At 33.9% G+C, this 15,472-nt stretch carries 12 protein-coding genes and 2 tRNA genes; 1 reads left to right on the forward strand and 13 read right to left on the reverse strand.

Going from position 1 to position 15,472, the window contains the following annotated elements:
• Window positions 1–233 (reverse strand): NAD-dependent epimerase/dehydratase family protein (locus tag HMPREF3125_RS12965; RefSeq protein WP_256278055.1); only part of this gene is annotated, 233 nt, incomplete at its 3' end.
• A 360-nt stretch (window positions 234–593) separates the two neighbouring features.
• On the opposite strand from HMPREF3125_RS12965, the gene HMPREF3125_RS02620 reads away from it, so the two are divergent.
• Entirely contained in the window at window positions 594–1,898 is a 1,305-nt protein-coding gene (locus tag HMPREF3125_RS02620; protein WP_070451749.1) for a poly-gamma-glutamate hydrolase family protein, read from the forward strand.
• A 270-nt stretch (window positions 1,899–2,168) separates the two neighbouring features.
• On the opposite strand, the gene rlmH is transcribed toward HMPREF3125_RS02620, so the two are convergent.
• The 12 genes from rlmH to HMPREF3125_RS02680 form a co-directional block, all read right to left on the reverse strand.
• Entirely contained in the window at window positions 2,169–2,648 is a 480-nt protein-coding gene (gene rlmH / locus HMPREF3125_RS02625; RefSeq protein WP_002466394.1) for a 23S rRNA (pseudouridine(1915)-N(3))-methyltransferase RlmH, read from the reverse strand.
• A 362-nt stretch (window positions 2,649–3,010) separates the two neighbouring features.
• The gene (locus tag HMPREF3125_RS02630) at window positions 3,011–3,811 is read right to left on the reverse strand and encodes an MBL fold metallo-hydrolase (RefSeq protein ID WP_026083453.1); all 801 of its coding nucleotides are present in this window, start codon (window positions 3,809–3,811) and stop codon (window positions 3,011–3,013) included.
• Window positions 3,812–4,364: 553 nt separating this feature from the next.
• Window positions 4,365–5,156 carry a two-component system regulatory protein YycI gene (locus HMPREF3125_RS02635; RefSeq protein WP_070451751.1) on the reverse strand — a complete coding sequence of 264 codons (792 nt, stop codon included), beginning with the start codon at window positions 5,154–5,156 and terminating at the stop codon, window positions 4,365–4,367.
• Window positions 5,157–6,497, reverse strand: a complete 1,341-nt coding sequence (gene yycH / locus HMPREF3125_RS02640) for a two-component system activity regulator YycH (protein WP_070451752.1) — start codon at window positions 6,495–6,497, stop codon at window positions 5,157–5,159.
• On the reverse strand, window positions 6,490–8,316 hold the full coding sequence (gene walK, locus HMPREF3125_RS02645) for a cell wall metabolism sensor histidine kinase WalK (RefSeq protein WP_070451754.1): 1,827 nt from the start codon (window positions 8,314–8,316) through the stop codon (window positions 6,490–6,492). The genes yycH and walK overlap by 8 nt, the downstream gene beginning before the upstream one ends.
• A 12-nt stretch (window positions 8,317–8,328) precedes the next feature.
• Window positions 8,329–9,030 (reverse strand): response regulator YycF, encoded by a 702-nt coding sequence (gene yycF / locus HMPREF3125_RS02650; protein WP_017636740.1) that lies wholly within the window; start codon window positions 9,028–9,030, stop codon window positions 8,329–8,331.
• A gap of 545 nt (window positions 9,031–9,575) precedes the next feature.
• A tRNA-Asp gene (locus HMPREF3125_RS02655) sits at window positions 9,576–9,648 on the reverse strand.
• 7 nt (window positions 9,649–9,655) lie between these two features.
• Window positions 9,656–9,730, reverse strand: a tRNA-Glu gene (locus tag HMPREF3125_RS02660).
• Between the two features lie 325 nt (window positions 9,731–10,055).
• Window positions 10,056–11,339: an adenylosuccinate synthase gene (locus tag HMPREF3125_RS02665; RefSeq protein ID WP_070451756.1), complete on the reverse strand. Its 1,284-nt coding sequence runs from the start codon at window positions 11,337–11,339 to the stop codon at window positions 10,056–10,058.
• 285 nt (window positions 11,340–11,624) lie between these two features.
• Window positions 11,625–13,025, reverse strand: coding sequence for a replicative DNA helicase (dnaB, locus tag HMPREF3125_RS02670; RefSeq protein ID WP_017636738.1), 1,401 nt, complete (start codon window positions 13,023–13,025; stop codon window positions 11,625–11,627).
• 29 nt (window positions 13,026–13,054) lie between these two features.
• Entirely contained in the window at window positions 13,055–13,501 is a 447-nt protein-coding gene (rplI, locus tag HMPREF3125_RS02675) for a 50S ribosomal protein L9 (RefSeq protein ID WP_070451757.1), read from the reverse strand.
• Entirely contained in the window at window positions 13,498–15,465 is a 1,968-nt protein-coding gene (locus tag HMPREF3125_RS02680) for a DHH family phosphoesterase (protein WP_070451759.1), read from the reverse strand. The genes rplI and HMPREF3125_RS02680 overlap by 4 nt, the downstream gene beginning before the upstream one ends.
• Window positions 15,466–15,472: the final 7 nt, after the last annotated feature.

Consider the following 15,472-nt stretch of genomic DNA (forward strand, 5'->3'; position numbering starts at 1 on the left):
TTAGCTGAAGGCATCATAGAATGGACAAGATAAATAGCGATGTCAATGTCCTCCATTACCTCAGTTATTTCATTTAAATCAAACAAATCAGCTGCTTTCCAAGTAACATTACGTTCATCCGATTTATTCTCTATATTTCTAGAAATAGCTATAATTTCATAGTTTTCTTTTAATTTATTCATTAAGTGACTGCCGATGTATCCAGATGCGCCCGTTAATAAAATTCTTTTCATATATTTAGCCTCCAAATAGAAAAAGATGAGCAGGTAAACATTACCTCAGCTCATCTTTAGATTAACAAGCTCACTTGCTTATTATTATAAAGGACAAGAACTTCATGTCTCTTATTTAACATTGTACCCTTCTTAAAACTATTTAAGCCTATATTAGGAGTAATAATGATTTTGAGTATAAGTAATTTTTGTTTTATTTTTTTATCGCACTCTAATTAAGTACAGATTAATAATTTATTTTAATATTGTGTATAGGCAAAAAAAATTATTGTTAAATATGTAATAAATTAAATAAAGTTATTGCTATTTTGAAAGAATAGGTTAATATGAGTTAATGGCAAACTATTTAAGGGGCTACAAATGAATAAAAATAGAAGTAAGCGAACAAAACCAATTGTGAAAATAACATTAGGAGTTATAACAGCATCACTAAGTTTAGGATCAATAAACATCATAACTCAGCAAACAACTGCCCATGCATCCACAGTACAAAATGAGAGTAATACTAATTCAAAAACATCAAATATAAAAAATATTAAAAACTCTAGAACAAGTAGTTCTAATATCACAACACCAATTAAACATGTGACGACAACAGTAAAGTCACCTACAACAGTAAAAACAACAGCTAAAATTGCAAATGTAAAACAGTCTTCAACGACAGTGAAACCAGAAAAGGTTAAAGCACCGACTTCTTTGAAACCAAAAGCTATTCAAACATCTACAAGTCAAACTCAAAAGCCGATGTCTACTAAAGCACCTATAAATTCATCTACTAATATCAAAAATAGCACAATAGGAACTAAACGCGACCAACAAGCTATTTCTACAGTAGAAGTAGCAAATAAAAATAAAACAGCAAATACAACAAAAACACAAATAAATCAGGCTAAAACAGCAGTATCGAAACCCCATGTATCATCAATAAAAACTAAAGCACCAATTAAAAAATTAGCAGAAACAACAACTAAGAAAAAAGCCACAGCTATAGCAACAATACCTAAAGCAAATTCAATCAAATCAACTAAAAGCAATCATAAAGATTACTACAAATCTATGACCCAGTTAGAAAAATCGACTAAAGAAGATGTTGATTGGAAGAAAGAGACATCTAATAAAGGTAGTAAAGTACTTATTGTAGCCCCACATGGCGGAAACATAGAACAAGGTACTTCGGAGTTAACAAAGTTATTAGCACAACAAGGTGGATATGATTATTTCTCGTTTGAAGGAATAAGAAACTCAAATAATACGCAATTACATGTAACGTCTACACATTATGATGATCCAACGTTGCATCAAATGGTCAAAGGACGAACAGCAAACATTTCTATCCATGGCGCAAAAGGCGACGACCAAATTGTATTCTTAGGAGGAGTTAAATCTAAACTAAGAGATGCTATTCAATCACAATTGAGGAGTAGAGGTTTTACCGTTAAAGTGCCTCCAGAATATCTAGGTGGTTTAAATAATCAAAATTTTATTAATAAAAATCAAAATAGTACAGGTGTTCAATTGGAATTAACTACTGCACTGAGAAAAGCTTTATTTAAAAATCAAAATATGAGTACAACTTCACGTAAAAATAAAAATAATTGGTCACCAAAGATGTATCAATTTGTTGATGCATTGCACACAGCTATTAAACAAACATCAATTAAGTAACATATTTACAAGCAAGTTGTTTCATATAGAACATATGCATACTATATATTGAATTTAATTTACGTTTTTTAATTAAAGTAATCCCTAGAGTAAGGGCGTCGCTAGACCTTTGTTTATTTAATTCATAGATATTGTTGAAATAAACTCACACCTAATATCTAATAGCTTAATTAATAACTAAATCTATATTATATAAGGTTCTATCTTACATTAACTTGTTTAATGTAAGATAGAACCTTATAATTTTTATTACAAAATACTAAAAAACCATCATTTATGATATGCTTCGCCACGCATAATTTTAAATGCTCTATACACCTGTTCAATCAACACAACGCGCATCATTTGGTGTGGGAAGGTCATTTTGCTGAATGAGAGTGCATAGTTACTGCGTTGTAATACGTCCTGATGTAGTCCGTTTGATCCACCTATCACAAAGACAAAGTCGCTTTGGCCCTGTGTCATGCGTTGATTAAGTTCTTTAGCTAGACCTTCTGATGACAACATCTTACCTTCAATTTCTAATGTAATAACCGTTGCTTGTGGTTTGATCTTAGCTAATAAACGTTGTCCTTCTTTTTCTTTTACTTGTTCAATTTCTTTGTCACTCATATTTTCAGGTGCTTTTTCATCTGGCACTTCTATTATTTCAATTTTAGTGTATGCACCTAATCGTTTTTCATATTCTGCAATTGCTTGTTTCCAGTATTTCTCTTTTAGTTTTCCAACTGAAAGAATTGTGATTTTCATATTATCCTCCACTTATACTTATTAGAGTTATCCACAAGTTATCAACTTGTTCACAGTATTCCCTCTTATTGTACCAGTTTATATCCCCAATTTTTATAAAATATTAGTATTTACTCACAATTTCTGTGGAATAACTTGTTATTTTGTGGATAAGTATGTGTACAATGTGGGTATTTCTGTGTGTATTGTACCAACTCTGGATAACTATGAACAATTCAGTGGATAACTTCACGATAGTCTTAATCTATTTTATCCACTTATCCCTTATAAACATCGCTTTTAAGACCTTCTTCAATGACTTTTCCACAGAAAAAGACATAAAAAAAGAGCAAGACCTTCTTGTCTCGCTCTGTCTAAAATAACTATAACGTATATATTGGTGTCGCTTGTGCTTTATCTGTATCACACAATAAGACTTCTTTTTCAGTATCAATATCATGTTGATTTAACACTTGACCAACACTCATACGTGCTAAATCTTTCATATTATTATCTTGAGATAAATGAGATAAATAAATACGTTTCGTATTACCTGTAATCACATCAGTCATCGCTAAACCAGCATCTTCATTAGATACGTGTCCCATATCACCTAAAATACGTTGTTTTGTCTTCCAAGGATAACGACACATGCGTAACATATCCACATCATGGTTACTTTCAAAGATGAAGGCATCACTACCTTGAATCATACCTTTCATTCTGTCTGAAACATATCCAGTATCTGTTAAAATCGTAAACTTCTTATGATCATTATGGAAAATATAAAATTGTGGATCAATCGCATCATGTGACACGTTAAATGACTCTATATCAAACCCCGCAATAGATTGTGTTTCATAAGGATTGAATATGAACTTTTGATCCATTGGAATGCGACTATCTTTCTTTTCTATTGCTTTCCATGTATTTTCATTCGCATAAATAGGTAAGTTATATTTACGTGCTAACACGCCTAGACCTTTAATATGGTCAATGTGTTCATGTGTAACTAAAATACCATTTAAATCTTTGATGTTGCGGTCGATTTGGCCAAAAAGTTCTTCCATCTTCTTACCTGTTAGACCAACATCAACAAGAATACTTCCTTTTTCATTTTCTACATATGTGGCATTGCCCGTACTACCACTTGCTAATACACTCATGCGTATCAAGCGGCTCATCCTTTCTAATATAGCACTCATCCCTCTTAGTGACGTAAGAGTGCCTTCCGTATCATTTTTGTATTTTTCTTTATTAATTGATTAACTTTTTGATTTCAGTTATGTACTGAAACCACCCGTTCTTAAAATAGCTTATATTATACTATACCAATTATGACATTAATCTGCCAATACTCCGTTTATTAAACTACCGGTATATTGATAAATTAAATTTTTCCTATGAATTATTTAATTGATGAGACAGTAGTTCATCATACAAATAACCACATAAAAACTGCCTACAAAGTACAAACCTTTGTAGACAGTTAAACTTATATATTAATACGAAGTATTTATGGCGAAACTCCCGAGGGAACAGTACTAGTTGAAGACCTTAGAAATTCTCACAGATTTATCTGTGCAGTATTTCTGGCTGAAACTGTACCCTGGGAAAGGGAGCCCCTACAATACGAAGTATTACTTTTAAAGGTTCGCCTGAGCTAAAGCTCATGCATAAGAGCTGCTAAGTGCATAAGCACAAAGCAGCTCTAAGCGCTTTTCTACAGACCTTTTACTACTTATCTATAACTTTAGGGTTGGTACTTGTGGCTTCGACGTAGTATGTCTTAGTTTTGTCTTTGCCGTTATGTTTAACTTTGATTTCCCAGTTAGGTTGTAATAACTGAACGTTAGTTTCTTTAACAACTGAATAGTAGCCTAATCGTGCGTCAACTACTTCATCATGGCGTTTAAGATAGCGATTGAAGTATAGGGCTTCTATTGCTTTTCTCGGGCCTATTACTTGGCTTTTACTACTATTTGAACCTTTAGCTGCTTGAATATCATTCATCATTGTTTGTTTATAACTAGATGCTTTATGATCATTAATATTGAACTTCAATAGTGCTTTACTATTGTTCATTATAGGGTAGCCATTGTAAGTTTGTTCAAAAGTCATTGAATCAGAATTCATCTTACTCAACTGATAATTTTTACCACCAAATATATTGTCTTTCATATAATTCTTAATCTCTTTTAAATTATTATCACTCACATTGACTGTACTATCTATCTCACCATTAATTGTTTTTCCTGAATCAGATGTATTCAAACTTGAATGTTTTTTAGCATAACTTGAAAAGTTTTTAGACTGGGCAGTAATCTGTTGCATTTCTGTATCTTTCACATTTTTATTTAGAACGTCAGTGGGGACTTTGATCTCTTCTTGTTGGAAGTTAACACGATTATCACTTACCGCTTCATTAATCTGTGATTTGTTAACTTTATCTATATATATAGCAACTAAGAAGATGTTGACGAGAATAAATACGAAAATGAATAGTGTCTTTGTCAGTTTCCAGTTCATTTATTCTAGCCCCCCATCTTTAAATGCATACCATTTGCCGTCATATTCGACATACCATTGAGGCGTAAATTCGCTATTACGTTGTACTTCAATATCATCATTTTTAGGTCGGTCATCCATATTGTAACCGACTGCTATATTGGATACACGTTCAAAATCAATACTATTATTGTTAGCAAGTGCTGAGCGTACTGATTCGGCGCTTTGTAATGACTTTTTATCGCCGCTATTCAATATGACATCAGTTCTTAATAATGAGCGTTTGTAATCAAATACGCCTTTATCGCCCCATGTCACTTGAATTTCATTTAATTTTTGAGTGTTGAACGTAGGGTAACCATTTAAGAATCGTTGATAAGTTAATTCACCACTCATATTATCAGTGCTAAACAATCTATAATCTTCGTCTAAGAAACCACCGTGTCCATTGATAAATTCGAATGTACCACCAATTGTTTCTTCCATATTGGTAGAGCTTTTCTCATCTTCGGACAAGTTTCTATAATGGTATTTCTCACTTTTATCGTTATAGTTAGCAACACCTGTATTATTATTGTACGTCGTCAAGCCACTTTGAGAACTACGGACGATAGTTGAATCGTTAAATAATACAGAGTTCATTTTTTCTACATTAATCGTATTAAATACCATACGATAACACTTGAGGTCTTTAGGCTTATCTGGCGCAAAAATATGTGTTGCTTTATCAATCGTATCTTTATTGGTGATGATTTCTGTATACTTTTGCATTTCTGAGCTAAGATTTTTTAATGATTGATTCACATCTTTGCCTTTAACAGATGTTTTCATCTTCACAACTTGATGTCTATCTTTACTAATCGCATATAATATCACATGACCTTCTTGATCTTGATCAATCAGTAGTCGATTAAAGTTAAAATGATTAGGTGTCTTAGCATCTATGTTTAATACTTGGCTTAAGTAAGTTGATAACGGTAAATCATATGTGAAATCAAGAACGATAAAGTTATCACTTAATTCAGGAATAATTAAGTTATGATTTCGTTTTAAATGTTGTACTGAATCAACATTTTTATCTTTTAATGGGCTTAAAATTTGAGATACTGCATGACCTGTTGCTGGCATACCTTTTGTTTTTTCGCCATTAGATTGAACGATTTGAAATGGTGTGATGGTTTTATCCATTTTCGCACTCATTGGTTTTCCAATAGGTTTAGAATTATCTTTCTTATTATCTGATGACGTACTATCAGCATTTGATAGATCAGGTGAGAAGTTCCATACCATGTAGGTTAAGACGATACTCATTAATACAAGTAGTATCAGGATAATCGTTTTGATGTATTCTTTACTATTCATCCCAATCACCATCTTCAATAATTTCACATGGTAGGGTAATGAAGATAGATGTACCTTGTCCTTCGACACTATTTGCCCAAATACGGCCATTATGTGCCTCAACAATCTCTTTAGAAATTGCTAAACCAAGACCTGTACCGCCCATTTTACGTGTACGTGCTTTGTCGACACGGTAGAATCTATCAAAGATTTTATCTACTTTATTAATAGGAATACCGATACCATTATCTTTGATACGAATCGTCATTCTATTGTAAAGTGCATTTTGTTTCACGTGGAACTCAACGCGTTTATCACCACGAGAATATTTCATTGCATTCGTAATGACGTTATCAAATACTTGTGTCATCTTATCTGGATCTATTTCAGCAAAAATAGTTTGCTGTGGAATTTCGCGTACGAAAGTTGTATCTTTAGCAGACATTTCATGTCGATTAATAATTTTATTAATAAACATGTTAAAGTCGACGATTTCTTTTGTAATTTGATCTGATTCATTATCCATTTTAGATAATTGTAATAAATCATTAACGAGTCGAATCATACGTTCAGTTTCTTCACGTGTAACGGATAAGAATTGTGGTGCTAAATCATCGTCTTTCCAAGCACCTTCTTCTAGTGCTTCGATATAACTATTCATAGATGTTAATGGAGTACGAAGTTCGTGAGACACGTTAGCAACGAACTCACGACGTTCACGTTCTACTTGTTGTTGTTCTGTTACATCATGTAATACGGCAATGTAACCTGTCACAAAGCCTGTTTCTTGCACAATCGTACTGAAGTTAACACGTGCAATGATACCTTCTTCTTCATTAATGTCTAATAAGAAACTATCGTTATTTTCATTAATTTCTTCTAGTGAGAATTCTTCTTCTAAGCTTAAAACACTTAACATATAGTAGCCGATAAGATCTTCTTTAGCCATACCCAGCATTTTAAGTGCCATATCATTGGCGATACGTACACGACCACGTCTATCAGTGGCTAAGATACCGTCACTCATATGTGTGATAACGGAGTCTAGACGGCGTTTCTCACTTTCTGTATTCGCTTGTGCTTCTTGAACTCGTTTGGATAAATTATTGAATGCGAGCGCAAGTTCACCGATTTCGTCATTACCATAAATTTTAACACGTTGGGTATAGTTACCTTTAGACATCTCAACTGTCTGGTTACGCATATCGGTAATCGGTTTGGTTATCGTTCGTGCAATAAAGAAACCGAGTATGACGGTAATAAATAACGAAATAGCGGTACCTACAATAAAGATTTGATTAATATTATTCAGTTGATTGTATACGTCATTAATTTTCGATTCTATGTAAATATTGCCTATCGTTTGTTTATCAGCTTTAACAGGTATGTTATATACCCAAACCCTTTCTTTACCATTACCATAGTCTTTCAATACCATATGGTTATTACTTTGACCTAGTGATAATGCCTTTTGAACAGAGCTATCGTTTGCCTTTTGATTGATAAGATCGCGGTTAGACTGCTTCGTCGTCGCCATAATAATTTGATCTTTGTCTATAAAACGAATTTCACCAATTTCTTGACGGTTGGCATACTCACTCAAAAGATTTTGAATATCTTTCTGAGCGTTAACCGAACCTTTTTCGTTATAAACTTTCTCAATGCTTACATCTAATTGTTTCGCATATTGCGTAATATTCTTTTTAAAGTTATCTAATAATTCCTTTTCCAAACTATTAGTAAAATACAAACCAATAATTTGCATACCAATAATAATCAGTAAGACATATACAATGACTAGTTTCGTGTGAAGGGATTGGAGTTGTTTAAGCCACTTCATTCGACTGAACCTCTAATCATGTTGTTGGAGGAAGTATCCAACGCCTCTACGTGTCACAATATATTCAGGGTGTGATGGATCATCTTCAATTTTTTCACGTAAACGACGAATCGTTACGTCCACTGTACGTACATCTCCAAAATAATCATAGCCCCACACAGTTTGTAATAAATGTTCACGTGTCATTACTTGACCCATATGTTTAGAAAGGTAATGGAACAACTCAAATTCACGGTGTGTTAACTCGATGTCATCACCACGTTTTTTAATAGAATATGCGTCTGGATAAATGACGATATCTTTAATTGAAATTTCGTTTGTTGCATCATTCACTTCTTGTGCTGGTTGAGAATAATGACGACGTAAGTTTGCTTTCACACGGGCAATTAATTCACGTGTACTAAATGGTTTCGTCACATAGTCATCCGCACCTAATTCTAATCCTAAAACTTTATCAATTTCAGAATCTTTTGCAGTTAACATAATGATTGGCATTTCGTATTTCTTACGTACTTCACGACAAACTTCCATGCCGTCTCTACCTGGTAACATGATATCTAATAGAACGATGTCTGGTTCTTCATCATAAATTAAATCTACTGCGTCGTTACCATCGTACGCGCAAAATACATCATATCCTTCTTTTTTAAGATTAAATTCTAAAATATCAGCAATTGGTTTTTCATCGTCGACTACCACAACTTTTCTAGCCATATATATAAACCTCATTTCTCAAAGTATAATTCTACCGTTCAACTTAGCTTCATTCGTAACGTTTGAGACCTTTCTCACGACTCAAACTATTGTGCATTGAGAGCACAGTAACTACTATATAATTTACCATTTATGAACGGTTAATTCTATTTTTGTATAAAAAATTATAGAATAATATTATATATAAGTTTACCACCAAAATTGTATATCACAAAATAAGTTGAACACTTTCAGTAACCTTTAAAAACTAAATGATATCTATTTCATTATTTTGTAATATAAAAATTTAGTATAAAAGTGATTAATTCAATGTTTTACATTTCTTTAGTTGCAGTGAAAGGATAAATGTTAAATTTCGATTGCCTATTGTCATAGAGTTGTAAAATGAGTGAATCGTAGCATGATGTGGTGGGAGATTAATTCATTTATCTATAATGAAGAATGATGTGCAGTGTTATAGAGTAGAATGACGAATAAGTTGATGAACGACTTTGCTAATCAATAAAAATAGACAAAAAAATGCCTACCCTCTTGGGTAGGCAATACGGTCTCGACGGGAATCGAACCCGCGATCTCCTGCGTGACAGGCAGGCGTGTTAACCGCTACACTACGAGACCTAAAAAATGGTGACTCCTACGGGACTCGAACCCGTGTTACCGCCGTGAAAGGGCGGTGTCTTAACCGCTTGACCAAGGAGCCGTTCTTAAGCACAAGATAGATTATAGCATAGCCGTTATTTACATGACAAGCTATTTTTTTACATAAATATAACATTATTTTTGAAATGTTAATAAAGGAGAAATATTGCTATAAAAGTGACGATAGACTTATGATTATTTGAAAATGACTTACTTGAATTGAATATGTGTATATACAATGGCATTGAATTGAAATGATTTAAACATGCTCCCTCATTACCACAAATTTTAATTGTTTATTTAAACAAGAAAAAACCGATTCGCTTTTATGGACGAATCGGTTTTTTTCAAAATATTAGAGTATAAAATTTATTGTTGTCTAACTTTTACCATAATTTTTCTAATAGGTTTGTTTGCTCACGGTCTGGACCAACTGAGAAGATTGAAATGTGTACGCCACATAATTCAGAAATACGTTCTAAATATTTACGTGCATTTTCAGGTAATTCTTCTAAACTGCGACAACCCGTAATATTTTCTGTCCAACCTGGTAACTCTTCGAAGATTGGTTTACAACGTTGTAATTGATCTAGGTTTGCAGGATATTCAGTAATTTTTTCACCGTCTAATTCATAAGCAGTACAAATTTTAACTGTATCTAAACCTGTTAAAACGTCAATTGAGTTGATAGATAAGTCTGTGATACCACTTACACGACGTGAATGACGTAATACTACTGAGTCGAACCAACCTACACGACGAGGACGTCCTGTTGTTGTACCATATTCACGACCAACTTCTCTAATATGATGTCCATCTTCATCAAATAATTCAGTAGGGAATGGGCCATCACCAACACGTGATGTATATGCTTTACAAACACCAATTACTTTAGACACGTAAGTTGGACCTACACCTGTACCTACAGTTACGTTACCTGCTACTGGGTTACTTGAAGTTACGAATGGGTATGTACCATGGTCGATATCTAACATAACACCTTGTGCACCTTCGAATAATACTTTCTCATCCGCAACAAATGCATCATCTAATATTTTAGGTGTATCTGTAACGAATTCTTTTAAACGTTGACCTGCAGCGTAATATTCTTCAAACATATCTTCAAAGCTAGGGCAAGTTTCGTTAAACATACCTTTGAAATATGCTGATTTATATGCAATATTTTCTTTTAGACGTCTTTCGAAAGTTTCTTTTTCCATTAGGTCTCCCATACGGATACCAATTCGTTGTGCTTTATCTACGTATGCTGGGCCGATACCTTTTTTCGTTGTACCGATTTTATTATCACCACGAAGACGCTCTTCAAATTCGTCTTGTGCGATATGATAAGGTAAAATCACTTGCGCGCGGTTTGAAATACGTAAGTTATCTGTTGAGATACCACGTTCATTTAAACCGTCTAATTCTTTAAGTAATGCAACTGGATCTACAACTACACCATTACCGATTACTGCTAATTTATCTTTATAAAAGATACCTGATGGTACTAAATGTAATTTATATGTTTCTCCACCAAATTGAATGGTATGTCCTGCGTTATTACCACCTGAAAAACGTGCAATAACATCTGCTTGCTCTGCTAAGAAATCAGTAATTTTACCTTTACCTTCGTCTCCCCATTGAGTCCCAACTACTACGATTGATGACATATGAGCACCTCCAAATTTTTCTCATTTAACCATGAAGTATTTTACCAATATAAATACCATATTGCAAATAAAAATCGAACATTAATTTTGGGCAACATGATTTACCTTTTAAGAAAACATATAACCTTCAAAAGTCTGTTAAACCCTTCAAGCAAAGTATTTTAGAGTAATTAACTAAAAATTAATATACAAACTTATTCATAATATCAAGCTAAAAGACAAAATAAAAACCGTACAATAAAACTAAAATTAATTTTATTGTACGGAAATTTATTCGTAATATTTTTATCCCATTTCTGCATGAGCATAATCAATATCAGTAAATTTATTATATTGTTTCATGAAGTGTAGTTTCACGGTACCGGTTGGGCCGTTACGTTGTTTAGCGATGATGATTTCAATTTCACCATTATCATCATTAGTTTGTGGTTCAAAACTTGAATCATCGTCATCATCCTCATCTTCACCACGATTATAATAATCATCACGGTATAAGAAAGCGACGATATCAGCATCTTGCTCGATAGAACCTGATTCACGAATATCACTCATCATTGGTCGTTTATCTTGTCGTTGTTCCACACCACGTGATAACTGACTCAATGCGATAACTGGACATTCTAATTCACGAGCAATAGCTTTAAGCGTACGTGAGATTTCAGATACTTCTTGTTGACGGTTGTCTGAGAATCTTGAACCACTACCTTGTATTAATTGAAGATAGTCAATCACAATCATATCTAAACCGTGTTCTTGTTTAAGGCGACGGCATTTAGAACGTATATCATTGATTCGAATACCTGGCGTGTCATCGATAAATATTTTAGTTCGGGATAACTTACCGACTGCAATAGTAAATCTGTTCCAGTCTTCTTCCGTCATAGTACCAGTTCTCAAACGGTTAGAGTCGACATTACCTGAACTACAAATCATACGTGTAGCTAATTGGTCTGCCCCCATCTCTAGTGAGAAGATTCCAACAGTATATAAATCTTCATGTGTCGCTACCTTTTGTGCAATATTAAGCGCGAAGGCAGTCTTACCTACAGATGGACGTGCCGCTAATATAATCAAATCATTTCGGTTAAATCCTGCTGTCATTTGGTCTAAATCACGGTAGCCTGTTGGTATACCTGGTGTTTGACCACTATTTTGATCGAGTTCTTCCGCAGTTTCATACACTTTACCTAATACGTCTCTAATATCTTGAAAGCCATCACTCTCACGTGTGGATGACAGTTCTAAAATACGTCGTTCCGCATCACTTAAAATAGTATCTAATTCTAATTCATCATTATATCCATCATTAGCAATACTATCTGCAGTTTGAATTAACTTACGTTTAAGCGCGTGTTTGAATACGATATCCGTATAATACTGAACGTTTCTTGTAGTAGGTACGTTTGTAGATAATTCTGCAAGATATTGCGGACCACCCGCTTCACTTAAACTTCCTTCAGTTGTAAGTTGATCCATCAACGTCACAACATCAATTTCTTTGTTATCTTCATTTAAGTGCATCATCGCACGGAAAATGTGTTGATGGGCGCCTCTATAAAATGACTCAGGAAGTAACACTTCCTGAGTTGTATTAATCAATTCTGGATCAATAATAATGGCACCTAAGACAGATTGTTCGGCTTCGTTGCTATGTGGCATTTGATTTTGCTCGTACATATTATCCATTATTGATCACACCTCTATTTCAATCCATCTTATTGTTCTACTGTATGCACACGAATTGTACCTTCAACTTCTTTGTCTAATTTAACAGGTACGTTTGTATAACCTAAAGTGTGGATACCTTGTGGTAAATCCATTTTACGTTTATCAAGTTTAATATCATGTTGATCTTTAAGTGCTTGCGCAATTTGTTTCGTACTTACTGAACCAAATAATTTGCCGCCTTCACCAGTTTTAGCAGATACTTCAACTTCGATATTTGCTAATTTTTCTTTTAATGCTTTAGCATCTTCAATCTCTTGTTTTCTATCTGCTTCAGCACGTTTATTTTGTTGTTCTAATTGTTTTAAGTTACCAGGAGTCGCTTCTACAGCGTAATTATTTTTTAATAAGAAATTATTTGCATAACCTACTGGTACATCTTTAACTTCGCCTTTTTTACCTTTACCTTTAACATCTTGTGTAAAAATTACTTTCATGCGTTTTCACTCCTACTCATTTGTTCTGTTATAGCTTGTTGTAATTGTGCGATAGCCTCTTCAACTGAGACGCCTTTTAATTGAGTCGCTGCGTTAGTTAAGTGTCCACCGCCACCTAAGGCTTCCATAGTTAACTGAACGTTAACAGCACCTAATGAACGGGCAGATATACCAACTAAATTATCTTCACGTTTCGCGACTACATAAGAAGCTTCTATACCTTCTAAACTTAACAACTCATCGGCTGCTTGTGCAACTGTAACAGGATGATAAATCTTATCGTCAGATCCATGGGCAATTGCAACGCCATTATCTTGTACTTCTACTGTTCTAATTAATTCAGAACGATTAATGTACGTATCGACATCATCTTTTAAGAAGTGTTGCGTTAAGATTGTATCTGCACCATGAGCACGTAAATAGCTTGCCGCATCAAACGTTCTTGAACCTGTACGTAATGTGAAGTTACGTGTATCGACAATAATACCAGCATACATTACTGTTGATTCAAGTCTTGTTAAGCGTTGTTCTGTTGGTTGATATTCTAATAACTCTGTTACAAGTTCTGCTGTTGAACTTGCGTAAGGTTCCATATATACCAATAAAGGATTAGAAATAAAGCTTTCGCCTCGTCTATGGTGATCAATGACTACTTTACGGTTAGCTTTGTTTAATACATTTTCATCTAAGACCATTTCTGGTTTATGTGTATCAACGACAACGACTGTTGTTTTCGAAGTCATCATGTCCCATGCATCATCGGACGTAATGAAACGTTCTTTAAGTTCTGGTTTCTTATCAATTTCATCCATAACACGACGCAATGTTGGGTCGATATCTGATTCATTTAACACAACATATGATTCTAAGTTATTCATTAATGCAAATCTAGATACACCGATTGCTGCGCCTATAGCGTCTAAGTCTGGTCGTTTATGTCCCATAACGATAACTTTATCGCCTTCAGTTAAGATATCTTTTAATGCATGTGAGATAACTCGTGCTCTTACGCGTGTACGTTTTTCCATTGGGTCAGTCTTACCACCATAGAAACGCACGTTACCATTCATATTTTTAATAGCAACTTGGTCACCACCACGGCCTAATGCTAAGTCTAAGCCTGATTGTGATAATTCACCAAGGTCAATAAGATTTTCAGTACCTTCACCAACACCTATACTTAATGTAAGTTGGGCGCGGTAGCCGACACTTTTTTCACGTAATTGACTTAGAATATTGAAATTTGAGTTTTCAATTTCTGCTAAAATCTTTTGGTTTAAATATGCTACGAATTGATCTGAATTATAACGTTTAAAGAAGATACCATATTCTGAAGTCCATCTGCTGATTACTCGTGTAACCATAGAGTTAATTTCAGAACGTTGTGTATCGTTCATATTTTGCGTGATTTCATCGTAGTTATCTAAGAATAATGTCATGATAATTGGTTTAGAATCTTCATATAACTGATTAGTTTGTACCTCTTCTGTAATATTAAAGAAGTATAAACAATGTTCATTATCAGAATAACGTACTCTGAAATGATAATTTTCGTGTTCAATTTCAATTTCTTGAACTTTCTCTAATTGCTTTAAAATATTGGGAAATACTTCATTAACCGATTCTGAAATCACGTTTGTTGTTAGATGTTCAGACATAAATTGGTTAACCCATTCAATATGGTCATTTTCATCTAATACAATCATCCCGATTGGCAAGTGTTTAATTGCCTTATTACTACTCGTTGTAATATGGCCACTTAAATCATCCACGTAATTGTCCATTTTCATAAAAGCTTGTCTCAACAAGAATCCACTAGCAATTAACATCACTAGTAGTACCCCTGCCGCTATACCTGCGATAATTTGGTTAAATATAAACCAAACGATGACTAAAGCAATGGCTGTTAATGCCATTACAATAAAAGGTATGAGCAAAGCTTTTTTAGTGGATTGACGGTTCATTTTTCCA

The organism is Staphylococcus sp. HMSC13A10, assembly GCF_001808005.1.
GTDB lineage: Bacteria > Bacillota > Bacilli > Staphylococcales > Staphylococcaceae > Staphylococcus > Staphylococcus pasteuri.